Here is a 23,146-nt window from a genome sequence, read left to right as displayed (position 1 = left end):
TCAATAAACAGCATAAATAATTCTCAGTGCATTTTCAGTGCATCAAGGCTGTTCATTTTTGCATCATAGTTAATGAAAACAATCATTTAATCATTAGAGGTGCAAATCAATGACAGCCGTTTTTTTTGAGAATATAGCGCAGCAGATGCTCCAAATAAAAAAGGAGTTCAAGCAGTACAGGTTAATCATTTCAATAGCAACAAATGCATACTTATGAAAGAGGAAGTGTTGTTGCAGAATGTAAAGGCTGATCATCATACCTATGAGACTTACCTTAACGATGAAAGGTGGAAGCGAAAGCGCTTGGAAATCATCAACCGTGATCAGGGGAAATGCCTTTGCTGTGGGTCGAAGGAACATTTAGTGGTTCATCACCGGCAATATTGGTGGTCAAAAACCCTTGATCGGCACGTAGATCCATGGTGTTATCCCAAGTCTAACCTGATTACGCTCTGTCAGGAATGTCATAAAAATGGACATGCGAAATTTAAAGTTGTAACTAAATATATAGATTGAAAATGAGTTTATTATCTCGAATATTCGGACAAAAGAAGACACCAGTTAAAACCCTTTTTATAGATGAAAATGATCCGGAGGAAAAAGTAACCATCAAGATGGTTGATGAAGATGAAGCGGACAACGATGATTTCAGAAATATTTCAGATGTTTACTCCTATTTAAGACAAGATTGGCAGCAAAGGGGATTTGAGGATGCTATTAAAAATCCAGAATTGTCCAATCTTGCTTTGATGAAGAATGTGATTGTCGATGATTTCAATCTACGCATTCAAGAGTTGAGACTAAAATATGAGATGGAGTTGCGCGAGTTGGAACACCGTATAGATTTCAATCGGAAAAATTTGTTGGATCAGATTGCCGAAGATCTTGAGGTCAAAAAGAAAAAGCACAACATGTCCATTGATGAGTTGCAGCAGATTAAAGCATCAATTTCTGAGGAAGGATCAATATTTAGAAATTCATTGAAAAAATACGAAGCTGGCTTTATCCAAAAAATTAGAGAGAATGAGAAAGAAAGATAGATTTTTACAGTTCAGTTGTTTCCTATGTTCAATTAACTACGAGGTGATCAATAGTTGTTCGGAACTTAGTAAATCCAAAATCAAGAAAATTGGCTCAGCATTGATGTTGGTATCCATACTTTGGTTTTTTATTGGGTTCTCTTTTTATCAGACCTATATCAACGAGTCCTCTTTGATTGGTCCCATTGTTTCAGGAGCCTTGATGGTGCTGATGGTCACTTGGATTGAGCGACAGCTGGTCTTGAAGGTGGTGGATAATAAATGGGTTAAAATGCCCAGGATTATCATGGCCTTGTGTATGGCCTTGGTCGGTGCAGTCTTGATTGACCAGAAATTATTTCAAGAGGATATCGAGTTGGAGCGCGAAACCTATATCACCAAGCGGGCAGATGAAGTGTATGATAGCAGGTCCTTAATTATTAAGTCTGAAGTGCAAGAATTAGACTCGCTTTTGGGTAAATACAGGGCTGATTTGGATGTTGTCAATCGTAAGTTTGAGAAGAATCCAAATACGAAGAACTATAAATATGTAAATGTTCCACATACGGTTAAAGTGGCAGGGCCCAACAATACCGAGCGCGATTCCATCTACTATGAAAGAAGGCTTTCAGAGTCGAACACAACCATTAATCAAGGTTTGTACAATAGCATTGAGAACCTGAAGAAAATCATTGGAGAGAAAGAAGAAGCTAAAACAAAAAAATTGGCAGAACTAACTTCTATGCGAGACGATATTCGTCAAAAATTAATGGAGCGTAAAGGTCTTTTGGATGAACTGAATATCATGGTTAAAGTGCTTTCTGATTCCGTAGTAGCAATGATCTTTTGGTTGATTTGGTTTGTGTTGGTCTTGATGATCGAATTATTGGTGCTCTTTGCCACCAGTGGACAAACGGATTATGACAGTAAGCTACAAGCACAAAAGGAGCAAATGATCCGCAATTTGCGTGAAGAGGTCGTTACAGATGACCTAATTTATACTAAACAACAACATCAAGACTAAATGATCCAAATCCCCAACATCCTATTTCCTCTATTACTTCTATTCGCTTGCAGTTCTGCTGAAAAAGCCGATCAGTAAACATCAGCACCGACGCCCGAAATTCGATCGGAGGAAGCCTTGCGTTTTTGCCGACAAAAAGGCTTCAACACCGACTTCGCAATTTTAGTCGATATGTCTGTTCATTCGGGTAAGTACCGTTTGTTTGTTTATGATTTTAATAATGATCGCATTGAGCGTTCCGCGCTGGTGTCGCATGGTTGCGGCGAAAGCTGGTGGGGGGCCGATCAGAGCAAGACCAATCCTGTATTTTCCAATATCCCTGAGAGCCATAAATCCTCTTTGGGCAAATACAAAATCGGTAAGCGGGGATGGAGCAACTGGGGCATTCATGTCAATTACCGTATGCATGGTTTGGAGAAGACCAACAGCAATGCCAACCGAAGAGATATCGTTTTGCACTCTTGGGAACAGGTTTTGGATCAAGAACCTTATCCCGACGGCACAGCTGAAGGCTGGGGCTGCCCGGCGGTAAGCAATGAGGTATTTAGATAAGAAATTGAAAAATAGCCGACGACCTGTTTTATTTTGGATTTATCAGAGCAGGCCGCCAGTGGTTGCGGTGGAGGAGTAGTTTATTCTATATTTGGCGAATACGTTTTGTAGGGGGCTGTTTCACAACCATAATCCGATAATACACCACGAAATTTTATTTGGCCACTGTATGGGCTGACCTATGTGTCTGCCCTAGTCATCATAAATTTTGGATGGTTTGGATACACACGTAGGTGCATCCGTACAGCTCACGAAATAATATTTTGCACTAAATTCAAAGAAGTGAGTTGTGCGACAGCCCCGTACCGGTAGGTACAAAATTATCATAATAAGGAGGAAGTATCCTCTAATACAAAGAAGCCTTGAGTTTGATCCTCAAGGCTTTTTTTTTTGAATTTACAACCGGGAGTTATGGCTAATCTGTTCCAAATAATACCACACACTGATGCGTGCCTTTCATTCCCTCTTCTATATTTACTTTTTAAATTTTGGTTATCCAATAGTTGATTTCCCATAATTTAACTTCAGTCTAAATTAATTTTTCAGGTATATACCCTCAATCAAAGGCAGTAGAAGGGGGAAATGTGTTCTTTAATTTTTCATCAATCCATAGCGTTGATTAAAATCGCCCCGCCAGCTGACAATTATCAGTGACGGGGATCATTTTTTTGATTACATTAAATCATAGGAACTCAAGAAACCTACTATCATAAGATGACTTTTAAAAAAATTGCTTGACGCAGGTATATATGTTTCGGTAGTGGAGGAACAGTCAAGCCTTTAATTTTTATCTGCCCGACGGGGCGCTTTATATAGTAATGCAAGTGGGCACCGCAGGCGGTGTCGATGATTGGGCAGTCTGCCGATCATTTGGTTAGTGAAATTTTATTGGAGGTGAGGGATCGCAATTGTCGTAGAGACACTGCATGCAGTGTCTGTCTTATATGCCGTCAGGCATAAAAACATTTAACGATCCGAGCTTAAACCTGAATTTGAAAAGTGAATTTTTCATCAATGGGATTGCTATGTCTTTTTTTATAGCCCAATCTCTTGTAGGGACGTTGCATGCAACGTCCGTACCGACAGGCACAAGTCCCTCCTTAGCAGAACTTATTTCATCCCTAAAAAGAATATCCGTGCATTTGCGAACACAGGTGCGATGCGATATGGGTGATGAATTTTTATAGATAGATAATATTTTTTCAATAAAGCAACCATATCTGTATGAAGTCGAAAAAAGCCGAATTCAAGTACCCTGGGGTACGTGTGGCTATGGACGGGAATACCGCCGCCATCATGTGTGAAAGAGAGTCTTCGGACGCCGCAGGTGCATATCCAATCACCCCCTCCACCCAAATGGGAGAGTACTGGGCAGAAGAAGCAGCCAAAGGACATCTCAACATCTCTGATAAACCGCTTATTTTCATTGAGCCTGAGGGCGAACATGCCGCTGCCGCAGTAACGGCGGGGCTTTCAATGACCGGACAACGTGCGGCGAACTTTTCCTCTGGACAGGGGATCGCCTATATGCATGAGTCACTTTATGCGGCGGTGGGTAAACGACTGACTTACGTACTCAATATTGGTGCACGTGCGATGACCAAATCTACGCTCAACGTTCACGCCGGACACGATGATTACCATGCCATTGATGATACCGGTTTCTTTCAGCTTTTTGCAAAAAAAGCACAGCACGTAGCTGACCTGAACATTATCTCTCACCGCATTGCCGAGTTGGCGCTCACCCCTGGCGTTATCGCTCAGGATGGTTTCTTGACCACTCACCTGATCGAGTCGCTTAACTTGCCGGAGCGCGAATTGATCAAAGAATACCTCGGCTGTCCGGACGACATCATCAATACCCCAACCCCTGCACAGGAAATTATCTACGGGCCAACACGCCGACGCATCCCCGAAGTTTGGGATGTGGACAATCCACTGATGGCAGGTATCGTTCAGAATCAAGATTCTTATATGCAGTCCGTGGCGGCACAACGTCCGTTCTTCTTTGACCATATTCAAGAGCTGACCGATCAGGCGTTTTCTGAATTTTATGAACTCACCGGTCGTTGCTATTCCCGCGTGATGACCTATAAAGCATCCGATGCGGATTACCTGATCATTGGTCAGGGCAGTGTGGTGTCGAGTGCTGAGGCAGTAGTGGATTATATCCGCGAGACGCGCGGTATCAAAGTGGGTGTGGTGGACTTGGTGATGTTCCGTCCGTTCCCTGCTGATTTGATTGGTGATATTATAAAAGGTAAAAAAGGCGTTGTGGTACTGGAGCGTTTGGATCAGCCATTGGCAGAAGATGCGCCGATCATGCGAGAGCTTCGTGCGGTTGCTTCCAAATGTCTGGAGAATGGAGCGCATAAACATGATAAGCCTTATCCGAAGTTGGCTTCTTATCATGCGAAAGAAATGCCTGCTTTGTACAGCGGATCTTTCGGAATGGGTAGCCGTGATTTGCAGCCTGAGGGTATCATCGGAGCGATTGAAAACATGTTGCCCGATGGTCCGAAGAAAAAGCAATTCTATTTGTCGATTGACTTTATTCGTGAAAATGCTTTCACTCCAAAACAAAGAGCACATCAAGAAACAATCGAGGAGGCTTATCCCAATATCAAACAATTGTCCGTACGTGGATCGGAGAATCCGAATCTGATGCCAAAGGGTGCGGTAACGGTTCGTTTCCACTCTGTTGGTGGATGGGGAGCGATCACTACTGGTAAGAATTTGGCCATGACCCTCTTTGAATTGCTGGGTTATGACATCAAAGCCAATCCAAAATACGGATCGGAGAAAAAAGGTCAGCCAACAACTTACTACCTCGCTGCTTCACCGGAGCCGATCCGTATCAATTGTGAATATTATTTTGTGGATGTGGTCTTGTCGCCGGATCCAAATGTATTCAAACACACCAATGCCCTTGCCGGTCTGAAAAAAGGCGGTAGCTTCATTATCCAAAGTGATAAAGATACACCGGAAGAAGTATGGGCGGATATTCCGAAGCATTATCAAAAACTGATCATCGATCAGGAAATCCGAATTTTCTATATCGACGGATTTAAAATTGCCCGTGAAGAGGCAACCGATCCCGAATTGCAATTGAGAATGCAAGGGATTGCCTTCCAAGGAGCGTTCTTCTCGGCTTCTCCTTTGATGGAAAAAGCAGGATTGTCGGACGAAAAGTTGCTCAAGGCCATCGAAGATCAGTTGCAACATAAATTTGGGGCAAAAGGTCAGCGCGTGGTAGAGGATAACATGCGGGTGGTGAAACGTGGTTTCACCGAAGTGCATGAAATCACCAATAAAGAGATCACCACCATTGATCCGATGATGGAGGATGTACAGGCGCAAACCATCCCAACGATTCTGAAGCAAAAACCACAGAGCGAAAGCAAGCTGTCGGATATTCACCGCTTCTGGGAGCAAACGGGTAATTTCTACCTCCGTGGAATGGGTAACGACAACCTGACCGATCCATTCATTGGTTTGAGTGTGATGCCGGCCACCACGGCACTTTTCCGTGACATGACCGGTATCCGTTTTGAGCATCCGGAGTGGGTGGCTGATAACTGTACCGCTTGTGGGAAATGTTACACCGCCTGTCCTGATACCGCACTGCCTGGCTTGGTATCATCGGTCGGTGATGTGTTGAATACCGTGGTTAAGCAGGTAACAAAACGATTTGGAAAACCTGTACATTTGCAAAAAGCCGTGCGCTCTATGGAGAAAGAGATGCGGGAGGCGATGCTCAATAAACATGAAGAGGAAACGGTCAATGAATTGTTGCATCGCAAGGTGGATGAAATGATTGGCGCCAATGCGGATAACCAAGATTTGATTTCCGAGCTGCACAATTTCAAATCCGTTTTGGGTGGATTCAAATTTGCCCTGACACGCCCGTATTTCCACTTAAAAGAAAAGAAAAAACCAAACAGCGGTGGATTGTTCAGCATCACGCTTAATCCACAAACCTGTAAAGGCTGTATGGAATGCGTTGAAGTTTGTGAAGATGACGCCTTGCGCCCAATCACCCAAACAGAAGATGGAGTAGCCGCTTTGCGCAAAGACTGGCAATTGTGGGAGGCGCTTCCGAATACACCGGAAGAGTACAGCCGCATTGACAACCTCGAAGAAAAAATCGGAGCACTCGAAACACTCCTATTAAATAAAGAAGCTTATATGAATCTGGCTTCGGGTGATGGTGCCTGTCTGGGTTGTTCGGAAAAATCAATCGTACATCTGTTCACCGCAACGGTGCAGTCATTGATGATCCCTCGTGTGAAAAAGCATGTGGATTATTTGACCGAACTGATCGGTAAGCTGGAGCAACACATTCAATTGAAGCTGGTCAAAACCGTGGACTTGAGTGATTCGGAAGTGATGTCCAAAATCATGGATCGCATGAAAGACAGCGATCTGACCATGGGCGAGATCACCCGACAAATTGAACTCGAAAATGGTGGTGAGCCAATCGATCAGGAATGGCTGAGAAGTACTACGCAACTCGTTCAAAAACTCAAAAACCTTAAGTGGAAGTATACTTCGGGAACGACCGGCAATGGTCGCGCGAATATGGGAATGAGCAATGCGACGGGCTGTACCTCGGTTTGGGGATCGACCTATCCATTCAACCCTTATCCATTCCCGTGGGCGAATCACCTGTTCCAAGATTCTACTTCGATGGCCATGGGTATTTTCGAAGGGCATATGGCCAAGATGGCCGATGGCTTCCGCACCATCCGCAAAGCCGAGCTGGAACTCGAAGGCAAATATCGTCCCGACGAGCATGATGCTTTCTTTACCTATTTCAACTGGCAACAATTCACCGAGGAAGAGTGGCATTTGTGTCCTCCGGTTGTTGCTTTGGGTGGTGATGGCTCGATGTATGACATCGGATTCCAAAACCTTTCCCGCATGATGGCATCGGGTAAGCCGATCAAAGTAATTGTCGTTGATACGCAGGTGTATTCGAATACTGGCGGACAGGCTTGTACCTCTGGCTTTATTGGTCAGGTATCAGATATGGCGCAATACGGTAAAGTGGGTAAAGGTAAAGCCGAGCCTCGTAAAGAAATCGGGCTGATCGCTATGGCACACCGCAACACTTATGTGATGCAATCGACCATGTCGAATACCTCCCACATGATCGAAGGATTCATCGACGGACTGATGACCAAGCGTCCTGCTTTGTTCAACCTGTACAGTACTTGTCAGCCCGAGCATGGCGTAGCTGATGACTTGGGTGTACATCAGGCGAAGTTGGCGGTAGAGTCACGTACCTATCCGATCTTCAAATACAATCCTGATTTGGGCACCACACCGAAAGAGAATTTCGACCTGTCGGGCAACCCTGATATGTTCCAAGACTGGCCAAGCTATACCCTCAAATACAAAGAGAATGAGGTGGAGAAAAGCATGGAGCTGTCGATGACCTTTGCTGATTTTGCATTGACTGAAGCACGTTTCCGTAAGCATTTCCGCAAAGCACCACGCGACACCTGGAACGATACGATGGTTCCTTTGGTGGACTTCCTTGCGATGGATGCTGACGACCGAGAAGGAAAATTTCCATTCATCTGGGCAGTAGATCGCAAGTCGCACCTGACAAGAGTTTTGGTGGCCGAGCCGATTGTTCAGTCCTGTGAAGAGCGCCGTGATTTCTGGTTGATGTTGAAAGACATTGCCGGTGTTGCGCCGGAAGCTGAAGACATGACCGATAAGATCCGTGCGGAAGTTGTAGGAAATATCGCTCAAGGTTTGATGAAATTGGCTGGTGGCGAAGGCTTACAGATTGCTGATTTGGTAAACGGAACAACCGAAGCATCAACGGAGGAAAACGTTTCTGCCGAGGGCGAATATGTAGCGCCTTATATCGAAACCGAAGATTGCAGCAGTTGCGATGAATGCATCAAGATTAATGGCAAAATGTTCTGCTATAATGAGGAGAAAAAAGCCTTCATCAAAGATGCCAATGCCGGAAGTTATCAGGACTTAGTCAAAGCGGCGGAGAAATGTACCGCAGGGGTCTTGCATCCGGGCTTGCCGAAAGATCTGACTGGCAAGGAAATGAAGAAATGGGTAGAAAGAGGGGAGAGGTTTAACTAATGATTAGTGATTAATTATTAATGATTTATGTACGGACGTTGCATGCAACGTCCCTACCTTTTTTTTAATCAACCACAAACCCAATCCCCAATCAAAGATCGATAGGAGTTCTATGTTTAATTTTTCAAAAAATACATTTAAACACGGCGTTCATCCTCCCGAGCACAAGGACGACACCTGCACGATGAAAATCAAGCAGTTTCCCTTTGCTCCGGTGATGATCATCCCGATGGCGCAGCACCTTGGTGCTCCTTCGCAGGTGGTGGTCAAGGAAGGGCAGGAGGTCAGTCGTGGGCAATTGATTGCCAAGGCCAACGGCTATATGTCCGTGCCGATCCATGCGCCCGTCAGTGGCGTGATCAAAAAGATCGGGCTCGTGCATACACTTTCAGGCAATCGTTGTGAAGGCATTTATTTGGAGGCATTTCCTTTTTCGGGACAGGAGGTTCCGGCAGGGCATGGCGTGGACTGGCGCACGAGCAATCAAGATGAAATTTTGGCGGGTGTTCAGCAGGCAGGTATTGTCGGGCTTGGCGGTGCGGCTTTTCCTACGCATGTTAAATTAAAAGTACCTGATGGAAAAAAATGTGAAGTACTGATGCTTAACGGCATTGAGTGCGAGCCTTATCTAACTACCGATCACCGGGTGATGTTAGAGCAGTCGAGCGATATTTTTATGGGTATCCGTTATCTGTTGCGTTCTACTCAAGCCGAGCGGGTGATCATTGGTATCGAAGCCAACAAACTCGATGCGGCCGAACATTTACAAAATAATATTCCCGAAGGATTACCGGTGGAGGTAAAAGTGGTGCCGGTCAAATATCCGCAGGGCGCAGAAAAGATGCTGATCAAATCGGTGCTGGATCGTGAAGTTCCTTCCGGAGGATTACCGATAGATGTAGGCGTGGTAGTGGTCAATATTGCTACCTGCGCCGAGATCGGCCGACTGTTGCCTTATGGTCATGGCATTCAGGAAAGGGTGGTTACGATCACCGGTCCTGGTGTCAAGAAGAAAGGCAATTATCTGATTCCGATCGGGACGCCTTTGCGTTTTGCCTTGGAAGAAGTGGGCGTTGCCGATAATATTTCTGAAGTGTATATGGGTGGTCCGATGATGGGCATGTCGGTATCGAACTTGGATATCAGCATCACCAAAGGCACTTCGGGCATCGTGGTTTTTACCGAAGGGGAAACCAAAAAGCAAGGCAAGCCGATGGCTTGTATCAAGTGTGGTGCCTGCGTGCAAGCTTGCCCAATGAGCCTTAACCCTTCACGCATGGGCATTTTGGCCAAGCATGAAGCCTATCAAGAGATGCTCGATCAGGAGCACATTATGGATTGTTTTGAATGCGGATCATGCGCCTATGTATGTCCGTCCAATATTCCGTTGGTTCAATATTTCAGACAGTCAAAGTCAAGCATTCGAAAACAAAAATTGAAAGCCAATGCTCACTAAAACGTTACGTATCACAACTTCTCCCCACCTGAAAAAGGGGATGGACACGCCGACGATCATGCGACATGTGGTTTATGCCCTATTGCCCGTGGCGATCTTTTCGGTTTTTGTTTTTGGTTCATGCGCCTTCTGGGTGCTGGCAACAACGGTGCTTTCCTGTCTGATTACTGAATTTTTAATCAATCAGATAGCCGGCAACCACAACAGCCTGACCGACAGTTCGGCGATCATCACCGGATTGCTCTTGGGCTTGACCCTTCCGCCGATCTTTCCCTTGTGGATGGCCGCAGTCGGGGGCTTTATTGCCATTGCTTTGGGAAAAATGGCTTTCGGTGGTTTGGGCAATAACGTGTTCAATCCGGCATTGGTAGCAAGAGCCGTTTTGCAGGCTGCCTTTCCGGTGGCGATCACCACCTGGTATCCTGCCATGCAGGCGGATCGCTTCCAAAGCCTGCCGTCATCCTTGTTCACTACGCCATTTTTTCAGCCTGTATTTGACGGTGTCTCAGGCGCAACGCCTTTGTCTGCCTTCAAATTCGATCAGGTGGTCGCCTCCGCCAATGACCTTGCCTTTGGTTTTGTCAGTGGTTCACTGGGTGAAACATCCGCCTTTTTGATTTTGGTCGGCGGAATTTATCTGTGGTATCGGGGCATCATCAATTGGCGCGTTCCGGTGGGCATTATCGCAACAGTATTTTTACTCAGTGGCGCACTTTATTTGATAGATGCAACAACGTTTGCGCCCCCACAATTCATGGTATTGAGTGGCGGCTTGATGTTGGGTGCGGTGTTCATGGCAACGGATATGGTCGGCTCGCCGATGACCAACAAAGGCATGTGGATCTATGCAGTATTCATTGGTTTGATGGTGGTGGTGATTCGCTCTTGGGGTGGTTTGCCCGAAGGGGTGATGTATGCGATTCTATTGGCCAATGCGATTTCTCCGCATATCGACCGGATGGTCAAGGATCGGGTTTATGGGACGTGATTAAGTGATTCATCAATTATTATTTGTCGTGTTAGTATGTTGGATTTAAGACCTTGATTATCATGATTAAAAAGGATTTTAGGATTTATTTTCGGCTATACAAATTATAAAAATCATGGTAATCCTTTAAATCAAGTAAATCATGGTCAAAAAAGTATCGACACTATATGTTTGACAAGACAGTAGAAGGTCAAGCCTATGTGCCTGACCGGAACGGAATAAATTTTTTGAAGTAATGACAGAGACAATAAATAAAACCAAGCAGCAGGAAGAAGCCGTGCCGGTCGATAACAGCAACAAGATGCTCGTTACGATGGTCAGTATCGGTATTGCCTGCGCCTTGCTGATTGTGCTGACCTTCGAAGGGACTGCCCCGCGCATTGCCAAGCTCAAAGCCGAGGCATTGCAGGGGGCGATCTTTAAGGTGATTCCGAATATCTCTCAGGTGCAGCTGTTTGAAGTGCTTGCCGATGGCGGCTTTCGGGCAGCGACCGAGCAAGAAAAAGGTAAAGACTATATTTTTGCCGGTTATAATGCGGACAATGAACTCAAGGGAGTGGCGATCATGGCGCATGGTCAGGGCTATGCGGATTTGATCCATATTTTGTATGGATATGATTTGGATAAGCAGCAGATCGTTGGACTGTATGTTTTGGAAAGCAAGGAAACTCCTGGCCTGGGAGACAAGATCGAGAAAGATCCTGCTTTTGTCGCCAATTTCGAGGCCTTGGATGCGCAGCTGAATGAAGCTAAAACAGCTTTGCAGCATCCTATCACAACCGTCAAGCATGGGGAAAAACAAAATCCTTATGAGATTGATGGTATCACTGGAGCGACGATTTCTTCCCGAACCATAGGCGAGATTCTGCAAAAGAGCAGCAGCCATTACCTGCCGATGATTCAGCAGCACCGCGAGCAGTTATCAAAGATGTTAAACCAAAACCCTTGAGCCGATGCCTATACCCGTAGAAATAGAAGCGCCTCAGAAAGTTCAGCCACCAAAGCAGAAAAAAGCTGCCGGATCAACGGATGAATTTATCAAGGGGCTATGGAAAGAAAACCCTGTCTTTGTACAGGTGCTCGGCATGTGTCCGGTGCTGGCCGTCACCAACACCGCCGGCAATGCGCTGGCGATGGGACTGGCAACGGCGTTTGTGCTGTTGATGTCCAATATTTTGATTTCGCTTTTGCGGAATTTCATTCCCAAACAGGTGCGGATCTCTTCCTATATTTTGATCATCGCCACCTTCGTAACCGTCACCGATTACGCCATTCAGGCGATCAGCGTCGAACTGCACAAAAGCTTGGGCGCTTTCATCTCCTTGATCGTAGTGAATTGCCTGATCTTGAGTAGGGCAGAGGCTTTCGCTTCCAAAAATGGCGTCGGCAAATCCATTATGGATGCCCTCGGCATGGGCGTCGGCTTCACCTTTGCCTTGTTGTGTTTGGGTGTGGTGCGTGAGCTCTTGGGCGACGGAGGAATTTTCGGCTACACGCTGATGCCCGAGCAGTTTCAGCCATGGATCATTATGATCCTGCCTGCGGGAGGATTTTTCACCCTCGCTTTGTGGCTGTTTTTTTTCAATGTTTTAAAACGTAAACCCAAAGGATCATGAGTGAGTCTGTTTGGAGAATATTCATCAATGCCTGCCTGATCAACAATTTTGTGCTGGCCTACTTTTTAGGGATCTGCCCATTCTTGGGTGTGTCCGGAAAGTATGAAACCGCCTCAAAGATGGGACTGGCCGTCACCTTTGTGATGCTGATCAGTGCCGTCTGTGGTTTTGGAATTCATGCCCTGTTGGTTTGGCTCAATGCCCCTTACCTGCAACTGATCAGCTTTATTGTCGTGATCGCCTCGACGGTTCAGTTAGTGGAAATGTTCATCAAAAAAATGAGTCCGGCACTCTTTCAGGCACTTGGGATCTTTTTGCCATTGATCACCACCAACTGCGCCATTCTCGGTTTGGTTTTGTTCCAAACCGCCAAAGGATACACCTTCGTGCAAAGTATTTTCTATGCCCTTGGTGCTGGAGTTGGATTTACCATCGCCCTGATTTTGATGGCCGGCGTTCGGGAGCAAACCGCCTTTGCTAATAGCCCGAAAGTAGTCCGTGGAACGGTCTTGACCTTGTTCATTGCGGGAATTTTATCGCTGTCCTTTATGGGATTTTCAGGGATGTAGATTAACCATCGGTCGTAGCGTCCTTTTCTATCGCGAGACTCTGTCTCGTGATAGTTCTGAAATATAAATAAAAAAAAATGATAAAATCTTTCATCATCACCGCCTTGATCATCTGCACCATGATGTGCGTTTGGTTTTGGGTACAAAGTTACTGGAACAAAGTCTTTTTGAGTAAAGAAGAAATAGGCAATGATGCCCTTTCAAGTCGGGGTAAATGCTCCGGCTGTCAGTGTAAGGGAGACTGTGAAAAGCCTAAAAACAGATAATTTTCTCTATCGCAAGACACTGTCTCGGGATAGCTGTTGACCATCAATGCTTAATTTTTTTTATGCCACTTATATTCTTCGGGTTGAAACCCAAAGCTATTACAAAATGTACCTCCGGCACATCAGTCCTGAAAGGACTTTTTGTAATAGACATGGAATTTATTCCATGGTTAAATAGACGAGTAAATTTGTTTACCTACCACGAGAGGGACTCTCGCGACAGGGTGATCAAAATTAATTGATTCGGGCAGACACATAGGTCTGCCCCTACAGCATCTAAACATAATCTGTGGACAAAAAACACCACCAATTTTGACTAAAAATATAAAACTAAAACACTAAATGATATGAAAACAATCGACAACATCGCCACGCTCCAACGCTACGAAACCATCGTTTTGCGTTCGGACAGACTCACCCCCGTAGGAACGGACGAGATCCGCGAGATCATCCTTGAGGTGCAAGATCCCGACTTCATTTGTGAAATCAACAACAGCTTCGGCGTTCTGGTGCCGGGCGACTCCCGCTTCGGTCATCACCTGCACCATCGTTTGTACAGTGTGGCGGACCTGCCCACTTCCAAAGATGAAAAAACTCGCATCACCCTTTTGGTAAAACGATGCGCTTATATTGATGACTTCAGTGGAGAGGAATATGCCGGTGTGGCTTCGAATTTCCTTTGCGATCGCATAGCAGGGGATCATGTAACCATCACTGGACCGTATCAGCTTGCATTCAATGTGCCAAAGGACCCTGAGGCTAATATGTTGTTGATTGGTATGGGAACTGGCATTGCGCCTTTCCGTGCTTTCATCAAGCATATTTATCAATCCGATATCGAGTGGAAAGGAAAAGTGCGGTTGTTCTACGGAGCTAAAAGCGGGTTGGAAATGTTGTATATGAATGATGAAAATAATGACCTGACCAACTATTACGACAACGAAACCTTCAAAGCATTTCAGGCGATCAGTCCACGGCCACAATGGTCGGATGATATTGCCCTTGATGTTACACTTGAAGATCAGAAAGAAGAAATCAAGCAGATGTTGGCAATGAACAACACCCACGTTTATGTGGCGGGATTGGAAAAAGTTCGCGAGAACCTTGATAAAGCATTCGCCAACATTTTGGGAAGTGAAGAAGCATGGAAAAGTCGAAAAGCCGAATTGATTGCCGGTGGCAAATGGGCCGAGGTTTTGTATTAATATATTGGTGGTAGGTGCAGGGCATGCCCTGCACAATAAGATATGGCATGCCCTGCACAATAAGATATGGCATGCCCTGCACAATAAAATGTGGCATGTCATGCACGTTTACACACGGGATGCCCACACCTGCGACCCAATAAATCGAACAACATCAAAATAATTTTTTTATGTCAATATTAATCGCATTGGCCTCTCTTGGAGGACTGACCTTATTGCTGGTGATCATGTTGATTGCCGCCAACAAAAAACTGTATGTTTACGAAGACCCCCGCATCGAGCAGGTGGGAGAGTTGTTGCCGCAGGCAAATTGTGGCGCTTGTGGACTCGCAGGCTGTGGGCAGTTTGCCGAATCGCTGGTCAATGGGAAAGTACAGCCTGCCCTTTGCTCAGTAAATACGCCCGAAAACCTTGAAGCCATTGCCTCTTTATTAGGTGTGGGGTTGGGGGAAGCCAACCGAAAAGTCGCAAGACTTGCCTGCGCCGGAGGGAGCAATGTAGCGGTGGATCGGGCGCACTACGAAGGCATCGAAAGCTGTCAGGGAATGAACCTGATCGGTGGAGGGCCCAAAGCCTGTTCCTGGGGATGCCTCGGTCAAGGCGACTGCGCCGTCTCCTGCAATTTCGATGCGATTGAGATGAATGCCAACGGCCTGCCCGTTGTCAATGAAAATAAATGTACCGGTTGTGGCGACTGTGTTTCAGCTTGCCCCAAAGCATTGTTTGAAATAGTGCCACAGTCCGAATCCTTATGGGTTGCCTGTAAAAGCCTTGAAAAAGGTGATCAGGTTTTGGCGCACTGCGAGGTTGGCTGTAGTGCCTGTGGTAAATGTGAAATGGACGCTCCGGCTGGGCTGATTACGATGGAGCATCATCTGCCAGTGATTCATCATCAGGCAGCCAAAGCCGATAAGTCTGTTATCGATCGTTGTTCAACAGGCGCCATCCTTTGGTTTGATCCGCAAGTAGGGCCACTTCGTGGCGACGAAAGCCGCAAGATTATCCGCAAAGGTGCCAAGCCTGTGCAGGCAACCTAAAAACACTCAATTTTTGAGTTAATGTAGCACAGTATGGTTGTCTGGCTCGCAAGAGACATTCGGCTGTTATTCCTTGTTTTGAGACCGAAGATGTTCGACTTCGGTCTTTTTTTTGTTTAGGGAGATGATGCTGATTTGAGCGTGTTTTTTGAGACACTGTTTACAATGTCTATTACAAAACTAAGTTCACAATAATTCAATTTTAATAAAAGTGTTTAGGTTCAATTCCTTAATTTTCAATTATTTTCAACTTTTACAAGTGAGGTAAAGGTTAATTAAATGCAAAGTATTTTTAAATTGTTTGAGGTATGATTATCTTATTCCAAAGTATTTTTTTAAGGCATTTACCTACCTGTCAAAAACATTGAATATATCCTCAATGGAATTCAATCATCTTAAAATACGATAATTGAAGAATTGTACCTAATTAGAACAAATGAAGATTATAATTTCAATCCTATTGGTCATATTTACTGCCCAACTCTCATCAGGGCTAGCCTGTCGAATATTTTCAAAAAACATGTACACGAGTTAAGCAGCCATTTGAACGCTCATCATTGCTTTTGCCACGGCTTCCTTATCTTTGATTTCTGCCACTTTTACGGTGTCAAATCCTGAAACAAGTTCGGCAATTTCATTTTCTTTCACAAAAAATAAGGGAATGGTCAGCAAGTGGTTGGTGCACATTTTCTGTGGGTGGCTGCTCATTTTTGATTTGTACTTTCCGAATACGCTTTCGATGATAGCACTGCAACAAAAAGGGATGTCTTCACCAATCGTTTTATAGGTTTTATGAAAATAATGAGTGATTTTTTCTCTGAATATAGTTGGCCGATCCCCTTCGAGTTCTTCCATTTTTTGAGTTAATTTCAAAATAGTTTTGTGACTTATCCCTTCCGTTCTGCCAACCGACAATATTTCTTTGATCACTGGGGTCAAAGATATCAAATCCTTGATGAAAGGTGTATGATCACTGATTTGGAGGAGGCTCAAAGCCGCACCTTTGCTTTCTTCGGCGACATTTTTCAGCTCAGGACCGACCTTTCTAAACCACTTTTCATATTGCCCAAGCTGATGAAACCTACAATGATGCCTTACTTTTGGAGGGGCCAAATGTGCATATTCCCCACACGCTAAATCTTTTCTGAGTTCACCAACCCATTTGATGAAATTCTTGTAATCATCTGTATCGTTATATAGATTTTTCAGTGTCCTTGATACTTCATGGGTGATATCCGAAACATGATCAAGCCCCAGCAAGGCTGTAGCCTTAAGTAAATTAGAACCTTTATCGCTTAGGACATATTGAATTTTCAGCTTCTGAACGAGTGGTTGAAGTTCCTTATAAATTACATCTGCCGACCAACCTTTTTTCGCACCAAGATAAACCAAGTGACAGTCCTCAAAACGTAATGTACGCTGCTGGTCAGAAACCGACACAGGAACGGCAAGTACCAAAAACAATTTCTTCCCGTTGAATGAAATGCTTTCATCACAAATCAAAACACATGGCCGCTCAGGTGAAAATGGTTCGATGGCCTGCATTCCTGCTTTTTTTAACCAATTATCAATCGTCGAATGGTCAGGGCATTTACTATCTATGTGCATTTGTTGAATGAAAATACGCAATACCGTCTCACTATCACGAAGGCTCATGCTGGTTTCAGTATGTAAAATTAAAGCCAAAGTAATAATGGCCGAACAGTAGCTGTGGTGCTTGATTTTTTTCCCACCAAACTCCGACTTGTTTTTAGACTTTTCCTCTTTGTACTTCTTTTCCCAAAAAGAAGCCCGAGCCTTATATCTTTTAATTTTGATACTGTCGTTTCGCCTTTTTCGTTTGGCTCTTTCTGTTGACTTTTTCTTTTTTAGAGATTGTTTGTTATTTTTAAAACTCAAAGCGATTCTGGTAAGGTTGAATGACGGTTTGGACACTCAAATTTAACCTTTTTTCTGGAATCGCTTTTTTTGTGAATTTTCGACAGGCTACATCAGGGCAAGTCGCAATTATAAAGGACCCCGATGGTTGGACAAATGTCAGAAAGTCGCCTGATGGTAAATCAGAAATACTACATAGGGTTTATGAAAACCAAGTGTTTTGGTATGATTTTGAAAAGGCTGATGAAGAAAAAGACTGGATTTCAATTTATTTTCCGAAAGATGATTATACTATCGGAAAAGGTGTTCCAATTGTTGGATTCATTCATAGGTCACGTTTTCTTCCACTTGAAAACATTCCAGAATATTCAGGTAAAAACTTTAGCTTTGAATATAAATTAAGCGATTTTGATTCAACTAACAGAGTCATTGACAGAAAAGATGGTAAATGGATTACTGCTATTGATGGAAGATATGTTTGGGGAACCGATGGTGAGGTTCCAAAAACCCAAGTTGACGATATCAAAGTGACCATTGATGGACACGAAGTAAAGATTCCCAATGTGTATTTTTCTGATATTTATGAATGTAGGAATAAGTTTACAGTCTACAAAAATGATAAGACTTATTTTGTTTATCAATGGAATAGTGACGGAGCGGGTGCATATGAAGTCGTTTGGGTTTTTGATGAAAATGGATTGAAGCAGCGACTTGTTGGGGTAATGTATTAAAATTTGTACAGTATTACTTTATCTCCTCATCGATGTATTTATTTTTTCCCTAAATTTTTAGCAAATGTTTAGTTGGTTTAAAAAGAAAAAACAACCTAAAAATAAATTAGAAAGTGAAATTAGCCATTCTGATGACTTTCAATCAGATGAGGAGTATTTTTTGGGAGAATTTAAGTCAAGTACCAATGCAATCGAACTACCCATTGATTCAGTTGAATTCTTTCCGAAAATTGAGGTCTTTTGTCAAGACGGCATGGCCGATGATGATGACATATTCTCGATCTGTTCATTTCCAAGATCAGGTGTAAAAGGAGAAGCGCAAGAAAAGGCACATTTTATTAGCTCATTCCGTGAATATGGAGATTATCCCTCAGATAAGTGGTATAATGAATATTGTACTGATTATTTGATTGGGTTCAAGGTTAAAGAGAATAAGATCGAAATTTTATGTGATTCACAACTGTTTGGTGTTTCAGAATCCTACGAAAGATTTAAAGATGAATACCGAGCTATTTGTATAAAGGTCAAAGCTGATTTTACTACTGATAAGCTTAAGGATGAAAATGGGACTATCGAAATGAGAAATACCATTCGACAATTGGGAAGCCTACCAAAATGGGCCCAATCGGATGAAACACCACAAATTGAAAATATTCAGTTTGTAGCTCAACTTGACCCGTATAAATTGGGGTTAGATGAACCTTACCTATTTCTTTTTTATGATGAAAAAGAAAAAGTATATTATCAGGTTGAACAATATACATAAACAACAACCATGACAGCGAAGACTAATCAACCCCTCCTCGAAACCCAAAGAACCCTATTGCGCCCTCTAACGGTGGAGGATGCTAATGATTTCTTTAGTCTAAATTTGGACCCCGTCGTTTTGCAATACACGGGAGATAAACCTTTTGCGGATGTACAATCTGCACATGATTTTTTGAGCCGTTACGATCAGTACGAAAAGTATGGGGTTGGGCGGCTTGCAGTAATCGATAAAGCTTCTCTGCAATTTATGGGTTGGTGTGGTTTAAAGTATTGCCCCGAAAAATGCGAATATGATATTGGCTTCAGGTTCTATCAGAAGTATTGGAACAATGGCTTTGCTACCGAAACCGCCAAACGGTGCCTTGCCTATGGCTTCGAGGAATTAGGGATTGAAAAGGTTGTGGGGCGGGCGATGAAACAAAATGTAGCCTCCATCAAAGTGCTTGAAAAATTGGGGATGTCTTTTCAGAAAGTAATTGACCTTGATGGTGAGGAAGGCGTTGTTTATGAAATTTATAGGGAACGCAACTCCCAGATTGCTAAAGGGTAACGACATCTTCTCGTGCTTGCGTCAACTCATTGAATTACTTCGGAATTTTATTCAATGACTTTCTCTTCTCTTGATCATTAAAAAAATCCTGATTATTTCATTTCTTTTGTAAGATGTTAAATCTTTTATTACTTTAAACTTATATATAAATATTAGAGAAATTAATCAACCTACCTATGAGATTTTTATTCCTATTTTGGATGGGGCTTTTCTGTTCCTTCCATGCCCATTCACAGGAACACCCTGTTCTTCCCAAGCACCATGTTGAGGATTTTAGGCAATTCCAAACCAGTACAGAAAATGCCCGAAGAATGAGCGCCGACTTAGTGGTTTCCGATGATGACCTTGGAGACTATGAGTTTGTTGAGAAAACACTTTCAAGTAATCCCGAACATTTACAGTTAATTGGCCTTGAGGCTATGGGAGAGAAGGTTTATGCCTTGTTCAGTTATACTTCAGCATTTGGTTTTGGTGATCAACAACTCGCGGCGGTCGATGGGCAATTGGGCTATGCTTTGGCGGCATTTGATCTTGAAGGTAATTGTACATCATTAAAAAGTCTTTTTACCAATGATTTAGCTCTGCACCAAATACGCAAGGCATTTTATCTTGAAAAATGGGAGGATGACCAACTGGTAATAGGGGTAAATTTGGATGAGTCTCCTTTAGATTTTTTTGTGAATGATCATGATGAGGCGGTAACAGGAAATTTATTCCTTTTTCTTTCGGATCAACTGGAGGTAATTGACCATAAATTAATAAATTATCCACTTCCAAAATCGATCAGGATATTAAAATCAAATGGGGGAGACTTTTTTTATCATGATTTTGCTTCCTTTTTCAAAGAGACCAATGTTTCTGGTGTTTTATCCATAGAGGCGTTATTCAGTTTCAGTTATATATTTGATGTGGAGTTTATCGATGGTAAAATTGCCATTTTGACGGATAATGTCATCCAGTCTGGCTCTCTTGAAATGGATGACGGGTATGGTTTTCCGATTATTCATTTAATAGAGGAGGACCTTTCTGATGCCACCAGTATCAGGATGGAAGATTTTCCAGTAAGAGATGCAAGTTTAAGAACGGATTTGGTTGTGTCCGATGGGCTACTAACAGTATTCGCCAGTGCCGAGGATGTTAACACTTTGGTTGGGGTGGTCGATTTTGATCATGCCACAATAGTTGAAGAAGCGGGGCTTGACCAAAAGGTATTCTTAGGGGCTGGTATTTATGAAAACGAACTGTGGTTCAAATTAGACGATGCGGTTTACAAATATTCCAATGGTATTGAGTTGGTAGAAAGTAATGTCACTGAAGGTCCTTTATCCTTTTATGATCAAGTTATCTTGGATTTTCCTCAAAATAATTTTACCCACCTCAAGGTCGATCGAATCTGGCCAAAAACTAAAACGACTATTATTGATAAACATTTCGATGGGGGATATCTTTATATCCTCGACCATGCAGCTTTTGCGAATGGGGAACGTTTGATTCTTGCGGAAGGAATAGGGCAAGCGGATTTTTTAGGACAATCATTTTCGATGCCGGCCCAATTATCAAGCCTTATTATTCATTTGGATAAAGAAGGGAACTATCTGTCCCATCAACAATTTGATGACTTTGAATTCTCGATCAATGTGTTTGGTGAATTCTTTGTACAAACGCCAGATAGAGAACACGTTTATTTGTCGAAGAAAACGGATGATTTTGTGATTTATGAAGTATTTCCTGATGAATTAGAGAAGGTATTTAATGCACCCAAAGAAAATAAAGTTGCTTTCATGGTATCCAACAAGGGTAAGGTTGCTTTTGATCATGATCGAGACCGATCGGATAATACGGTAAGCATTAGTGTTCATGAAAATTTCTCTGACGAGGCTCCCTTGGAGTTCAACTATGTTACAGGAGGTGGTCAATTTGGAGGTTATAATAGCTGTCTTATTTTTGATAATGAGGAGCAATTGTATTTGACCTATGAGTTGAATGCTGATGACCCAATTTCTTTAAGCGATAAAAATGGTGAAATCACTCAAATATCAGGGAAAACTTCATATAAAGCTCCCGTGCTTATCAAGTATGATGAAGACTTAAATTATTTATGGCATAAGTATTATGGCCAAGATGAGGATGAAAGAAGTGGAGGCTGGATTTCTTCTTTGGCGGTAGATCGTTTAGGGGATTTGTATGTAGATATGTGGACGTATGGAGCAACTCAATTCGAGGATGGCTTGCAACCTGTTATGGGCGTTTATGGAAAAGCCATTTTGAAGTATAAGCAAGATGGGGAGTTGGTCTGGCGTCATTCCATTATGGAATCTCATTTTGCATTTAACTATTATGGGCTTCAGGTGGATGACAGTTTAAATGTATTTACAAGTTACTCAGCTCAATTAGCAAATAAATCAGTTTTTGAAGACGACTATACGATCGGATCAAAAGGGGATTGGGGTTTTTCAAGTGGTAAAATCTTTTCCTTTGTAGGTTTTGACAAAGAGGGGGGGCGTATTTTTACCAAATCAATTGAAACCCAAAATGACGCCTATCCCTTAGTGCATTTAGGGGAAAACGGGCTACTGGAATTGTTCGGCAATACAAGAGGATTTTCCTTTGACAGAGAGGAGATAAATTATACCCAGACCAATGCGATTAATCGCTATGTCTATCAGCATTCTAAATATAAAGCGCCTGAACGCCCATTGTTTTCAGAAACAGAGCAGAGGCATGGAGTGTATCCTAACCCAGTCAACGAAGGTTATTTCATGATTCATTCAGAGGGTAAAGCAGGAACCTATCGATTGGTTGATGCGCTTGGTAGAACATTATCAAAAGGTGTTTTGGATACAACGCAAGATACAAAAGTATCCGTCAATGGGGTAGCAGCAGGTTTATACTCCGTCGTGCTTTCAGATGGCACATCCTATCAGCTAATCGTTCAGTAGACCTTATTTTCTTTTAAATTTTTTAACCACAGTCTTTCGGCTGTGGTTTTTTTATTTGCCATAAATTTCAGATGTGATTTTGTGTCATCCTGAGGGATTATCAAGGATAATATTTTAGGATATTTTTACGGTCGCTTTATTTTTTGTAGAGATGTAATCCTGTACGTCTAACCCAATGCTGATTTCCTTTAGGGTTATTTAAATAGTCACGTGAGACATAATATATTATGCCTTTACAAGCATTTCAAATTCAGACCCAAGTTTCCTCAAAGCGCCTCACTTAATGACTTTGTGGCCCCACCTATGGGTATCCAGACTACTCAAAAATTTCATTAATTCGGGCATATTCAGGACAGCTCATAATAGCACTCAGGTTAAAACTCGTAGAGGTCATTGCAGAATTTGGCGATAAAAAAGCCCACTACTTTTGCAGT

General features: G+C 43.2%; 17 protein-coding genes. 16 read left to right on the top strand and 1 reads right to left on the bottom strand.

Translation table 11 applies throughout. The features are described from left to right. Positions 1-213: 213 nt before the first annotated feature. The 12 genes from AABK40_RS14725 to AABK40_RS14670 all read left to right on the top strand — a co-directional run bounded on the left by AABK40_RS14725 (position 214) and on the right by AABK40_RS14670 (position 15,846). Complete coding sequence (locus AABK40_RS14725; protein WP_338398447.1) at positions 214-516, top strand: hypothetical protein; 303 nt, start codon at positions 214-216, stop codon at positions 514-516. A gap of 2 nt (positions 517-518) precedes the next feature. After that, a complete protein-coding gene (locus AABK40_RS14720; protein WP_338398446.1) occupies positions 519-1,040 on the top strand; it encodes a hypothetical protein in 522 nt (173 codons plus the stop codon). Further along, entirely contained in the window at positions 1,024-2,043 is a 1,020-nt protein-coding gene (locus AABK40_RS14715; protein ID WP_338398445.1) for a DUF4407 domain-containing protein, read from the top strand. Before AABK40_RS14720 ends, AABK40_RS14715 begins: the two co-directional genes overlap by 17 nt. Before the next feature lie 171 nt (positions 2,044-2,214). Further along, positions 2,215-2,595, top strand: coding sequence for a murein L,D-transpeptidase catalytic domain-containing protein (locus tag AABK40_RS14710; RefSeq protein WP_421953317.1), 381 nt, complete (start codon positions 2,215-2,217; stop codon positions 2,593-2,595). A gap of 1,224 nt (positions 2,596-3,819) precedes the next feature. Next, positions 3,820-8,709: a 2-oxoacid:acceptor oxidoreductase family protein gene (locus tag AABK40_RS14705; RefSeq protein ID WP_338398443.1), complete on the top strand. Its 4,890-nt coding sequence runs from the start codon at positions 3,820-3,822 to the stop codon at positions 8,707-8,709. 112 nt (positions 8,710-8,821) lie between these two features. Next, the gene (gene rsxC, locus AABK40_RS14700; protein WP_338398442.1) at positions 8,822-10,165 is read left to right on the top strand and encodes an electron transport complex subunit RsxC; all 1,344 of its coding nucleotides are present in this window, start codon (positions 8,822-8,824) and stop codon (positions 10,163-10,165) included. Then, a complete protein-coding gene (locus tag AABK40_RS14695; RefSeq protein WP_338398441.1) occupies positions 10,155-11,153 on the top strand; it encodes an RnfABCDGE type electron transport complex subunit D in 999 nt (332 codons plus the stop codon). Before rsxC ends, AABK40_RS14695 begins: the two co-directional genes overlap by 11 nt. 235 nt (positions 11,154-11,388) lie before the next feature. Continuing rightward, positions 11,389-12,102 carry an RnfABCDGE type electron transport complex subunit G gene (locus AABK40_RS14690; RefSeq protein ID WP_338398440.1) on the top strand — a complete coding sequence of 238 codons (714 nt, stop codon included), beginning with the start codon at positions 11,389-11,391 and terminating at the stop codon, positions 12,100-12,102. Between the two features lie 4 nt (positions 12,103-12,106). After that, positions 12,107-12,769, top strand: a complete 663-nt coding sequence (locus AABK40_RS14685) for an electron transport complex subunit E (protein WP_332921045.1) — start codon at positions 12,107-12,109, stop codon at positions 12,767-12,769. After that, a complete protein-coding gene (locus AABK40_RS14680) occupies positions 12,763-13,338 on the top strand; it encodes an electron transport complex protein RnfA (protein ID WP_338398596.1) in 576 nt (191 codons plus the stop codon). The genes AABK40_RS14685 and AABK40_RS14680 overlap by 7 nt, the downstream gene beginning before the upstream one ends. Positions 13,339-13,951: 613 nt before the next feature. Next, positions 13,952-14,809, top strand: coding sequence for a ferredoxin reductase domain-containing protein (locus AABK40_RS14675; RefSeq protein ID WP_332921047.1), 858 nt, complete (start codon positions 13,952-13,954; stop codon positions 14,807-14,809). A 170-nt stretch (positions 14,810-14,979) separates the two neighbouring features. Then, a complete protein-coding gene (locus AABK40_RS14670) occupies positions 14,980-15,846 on the top strand; it encodes an RnfABCDGE type electron transport complex subunit B (protein WP_338398439.1) in 867 nt (288 codons plus the stop codon). 531 nt (positions 15,847-16,377) lie between these two features. Here AABK40_RS14670 and AABK40_RS14665 read toward each other — a convergent pair. After that, a complete protein-coding gene (locus AABK40_RS14665; RefSeq protein WP_338396605.1) occupies positions 16,378-17,745 on the bottom strand; it encodes a hypothetical protein in 1,368 nt (455 codons plus the stop codon). Positions 17,746-17,765: 20 nt separating this feature from the next. Here AABK40_RS14665 and AABK40_RS14660 point away from each other — a divergent pair, with 20 nt between their 5' ends. The 4 genes from AABK40_RS14660 (at position 17,766) to AABK40_RS14645 (ending at position 22,712) form a co-directional block, all read left to right on the top strand. After that, positions 17,766-18,455 (top strand): hypothetical protein, encoded by a 690-nt coding sequence (locus AABK40_RS14660; protein WP_338398438.1) that lies wholly within the window; start codon positions 17,766-17,768, stop codon positions 18,453-18,455. Between the two features lie 64 nt (positions 18,456-18,519). Continuing rightward, positions 18,520-19,221, top strand: coding sequence for a hypothetical protein (locus AABK40_RS14655; protein WP_338398437.1), 702 nt, complete (start codon positions 18,520-18,522; stop codon positions 19,219-19,221). Positions 19,222-19,230: 9 nt separating this feature from the next. After that, the gene (locus tag AABK40_RS14650) at positions 19,231-19,773 is read left to right on the top strand and encodes a GNAT family N-acetyltransferase (protein ID WP_338398436.1); all 543 of its coding nucleotides are present in this window, start codon (positions 19,231-19,233) and stop codon (positions 19,771-19,773) included. Between the two features lie 176 nt (positions 19,774-19,949). After that, a complete protein-coding gene (locus tag AABK40_RS14645; RefSeq protein WP_338398435.1) occupies positions 19,950-22,712 on the top strand; it encodes a T9SS type A sorting domain-containing protein in 2,763 nt (920 codons plus the stop codon). The last annotated feature ends 434 nt before the right edge of the window (positions 22,713-23,146 follow it).

Origin of the sequence: Persicobacter psychrovividus (genome assembly GCF_036492425.1) — a bacterium.
In the GTDB taxonomy this organism is placed as follows: domain Bacteria; phylum Bacteroidota; class Bacteroidia; order Cytophagales; family Cyclobacteriaceae; genus Persicobacter; species Persicobacter psychrovividus.
Note: the sequence above shows the minus strand (reverse complement) of the source record. Positions and strands in the feature narration are given on the sequence as shown.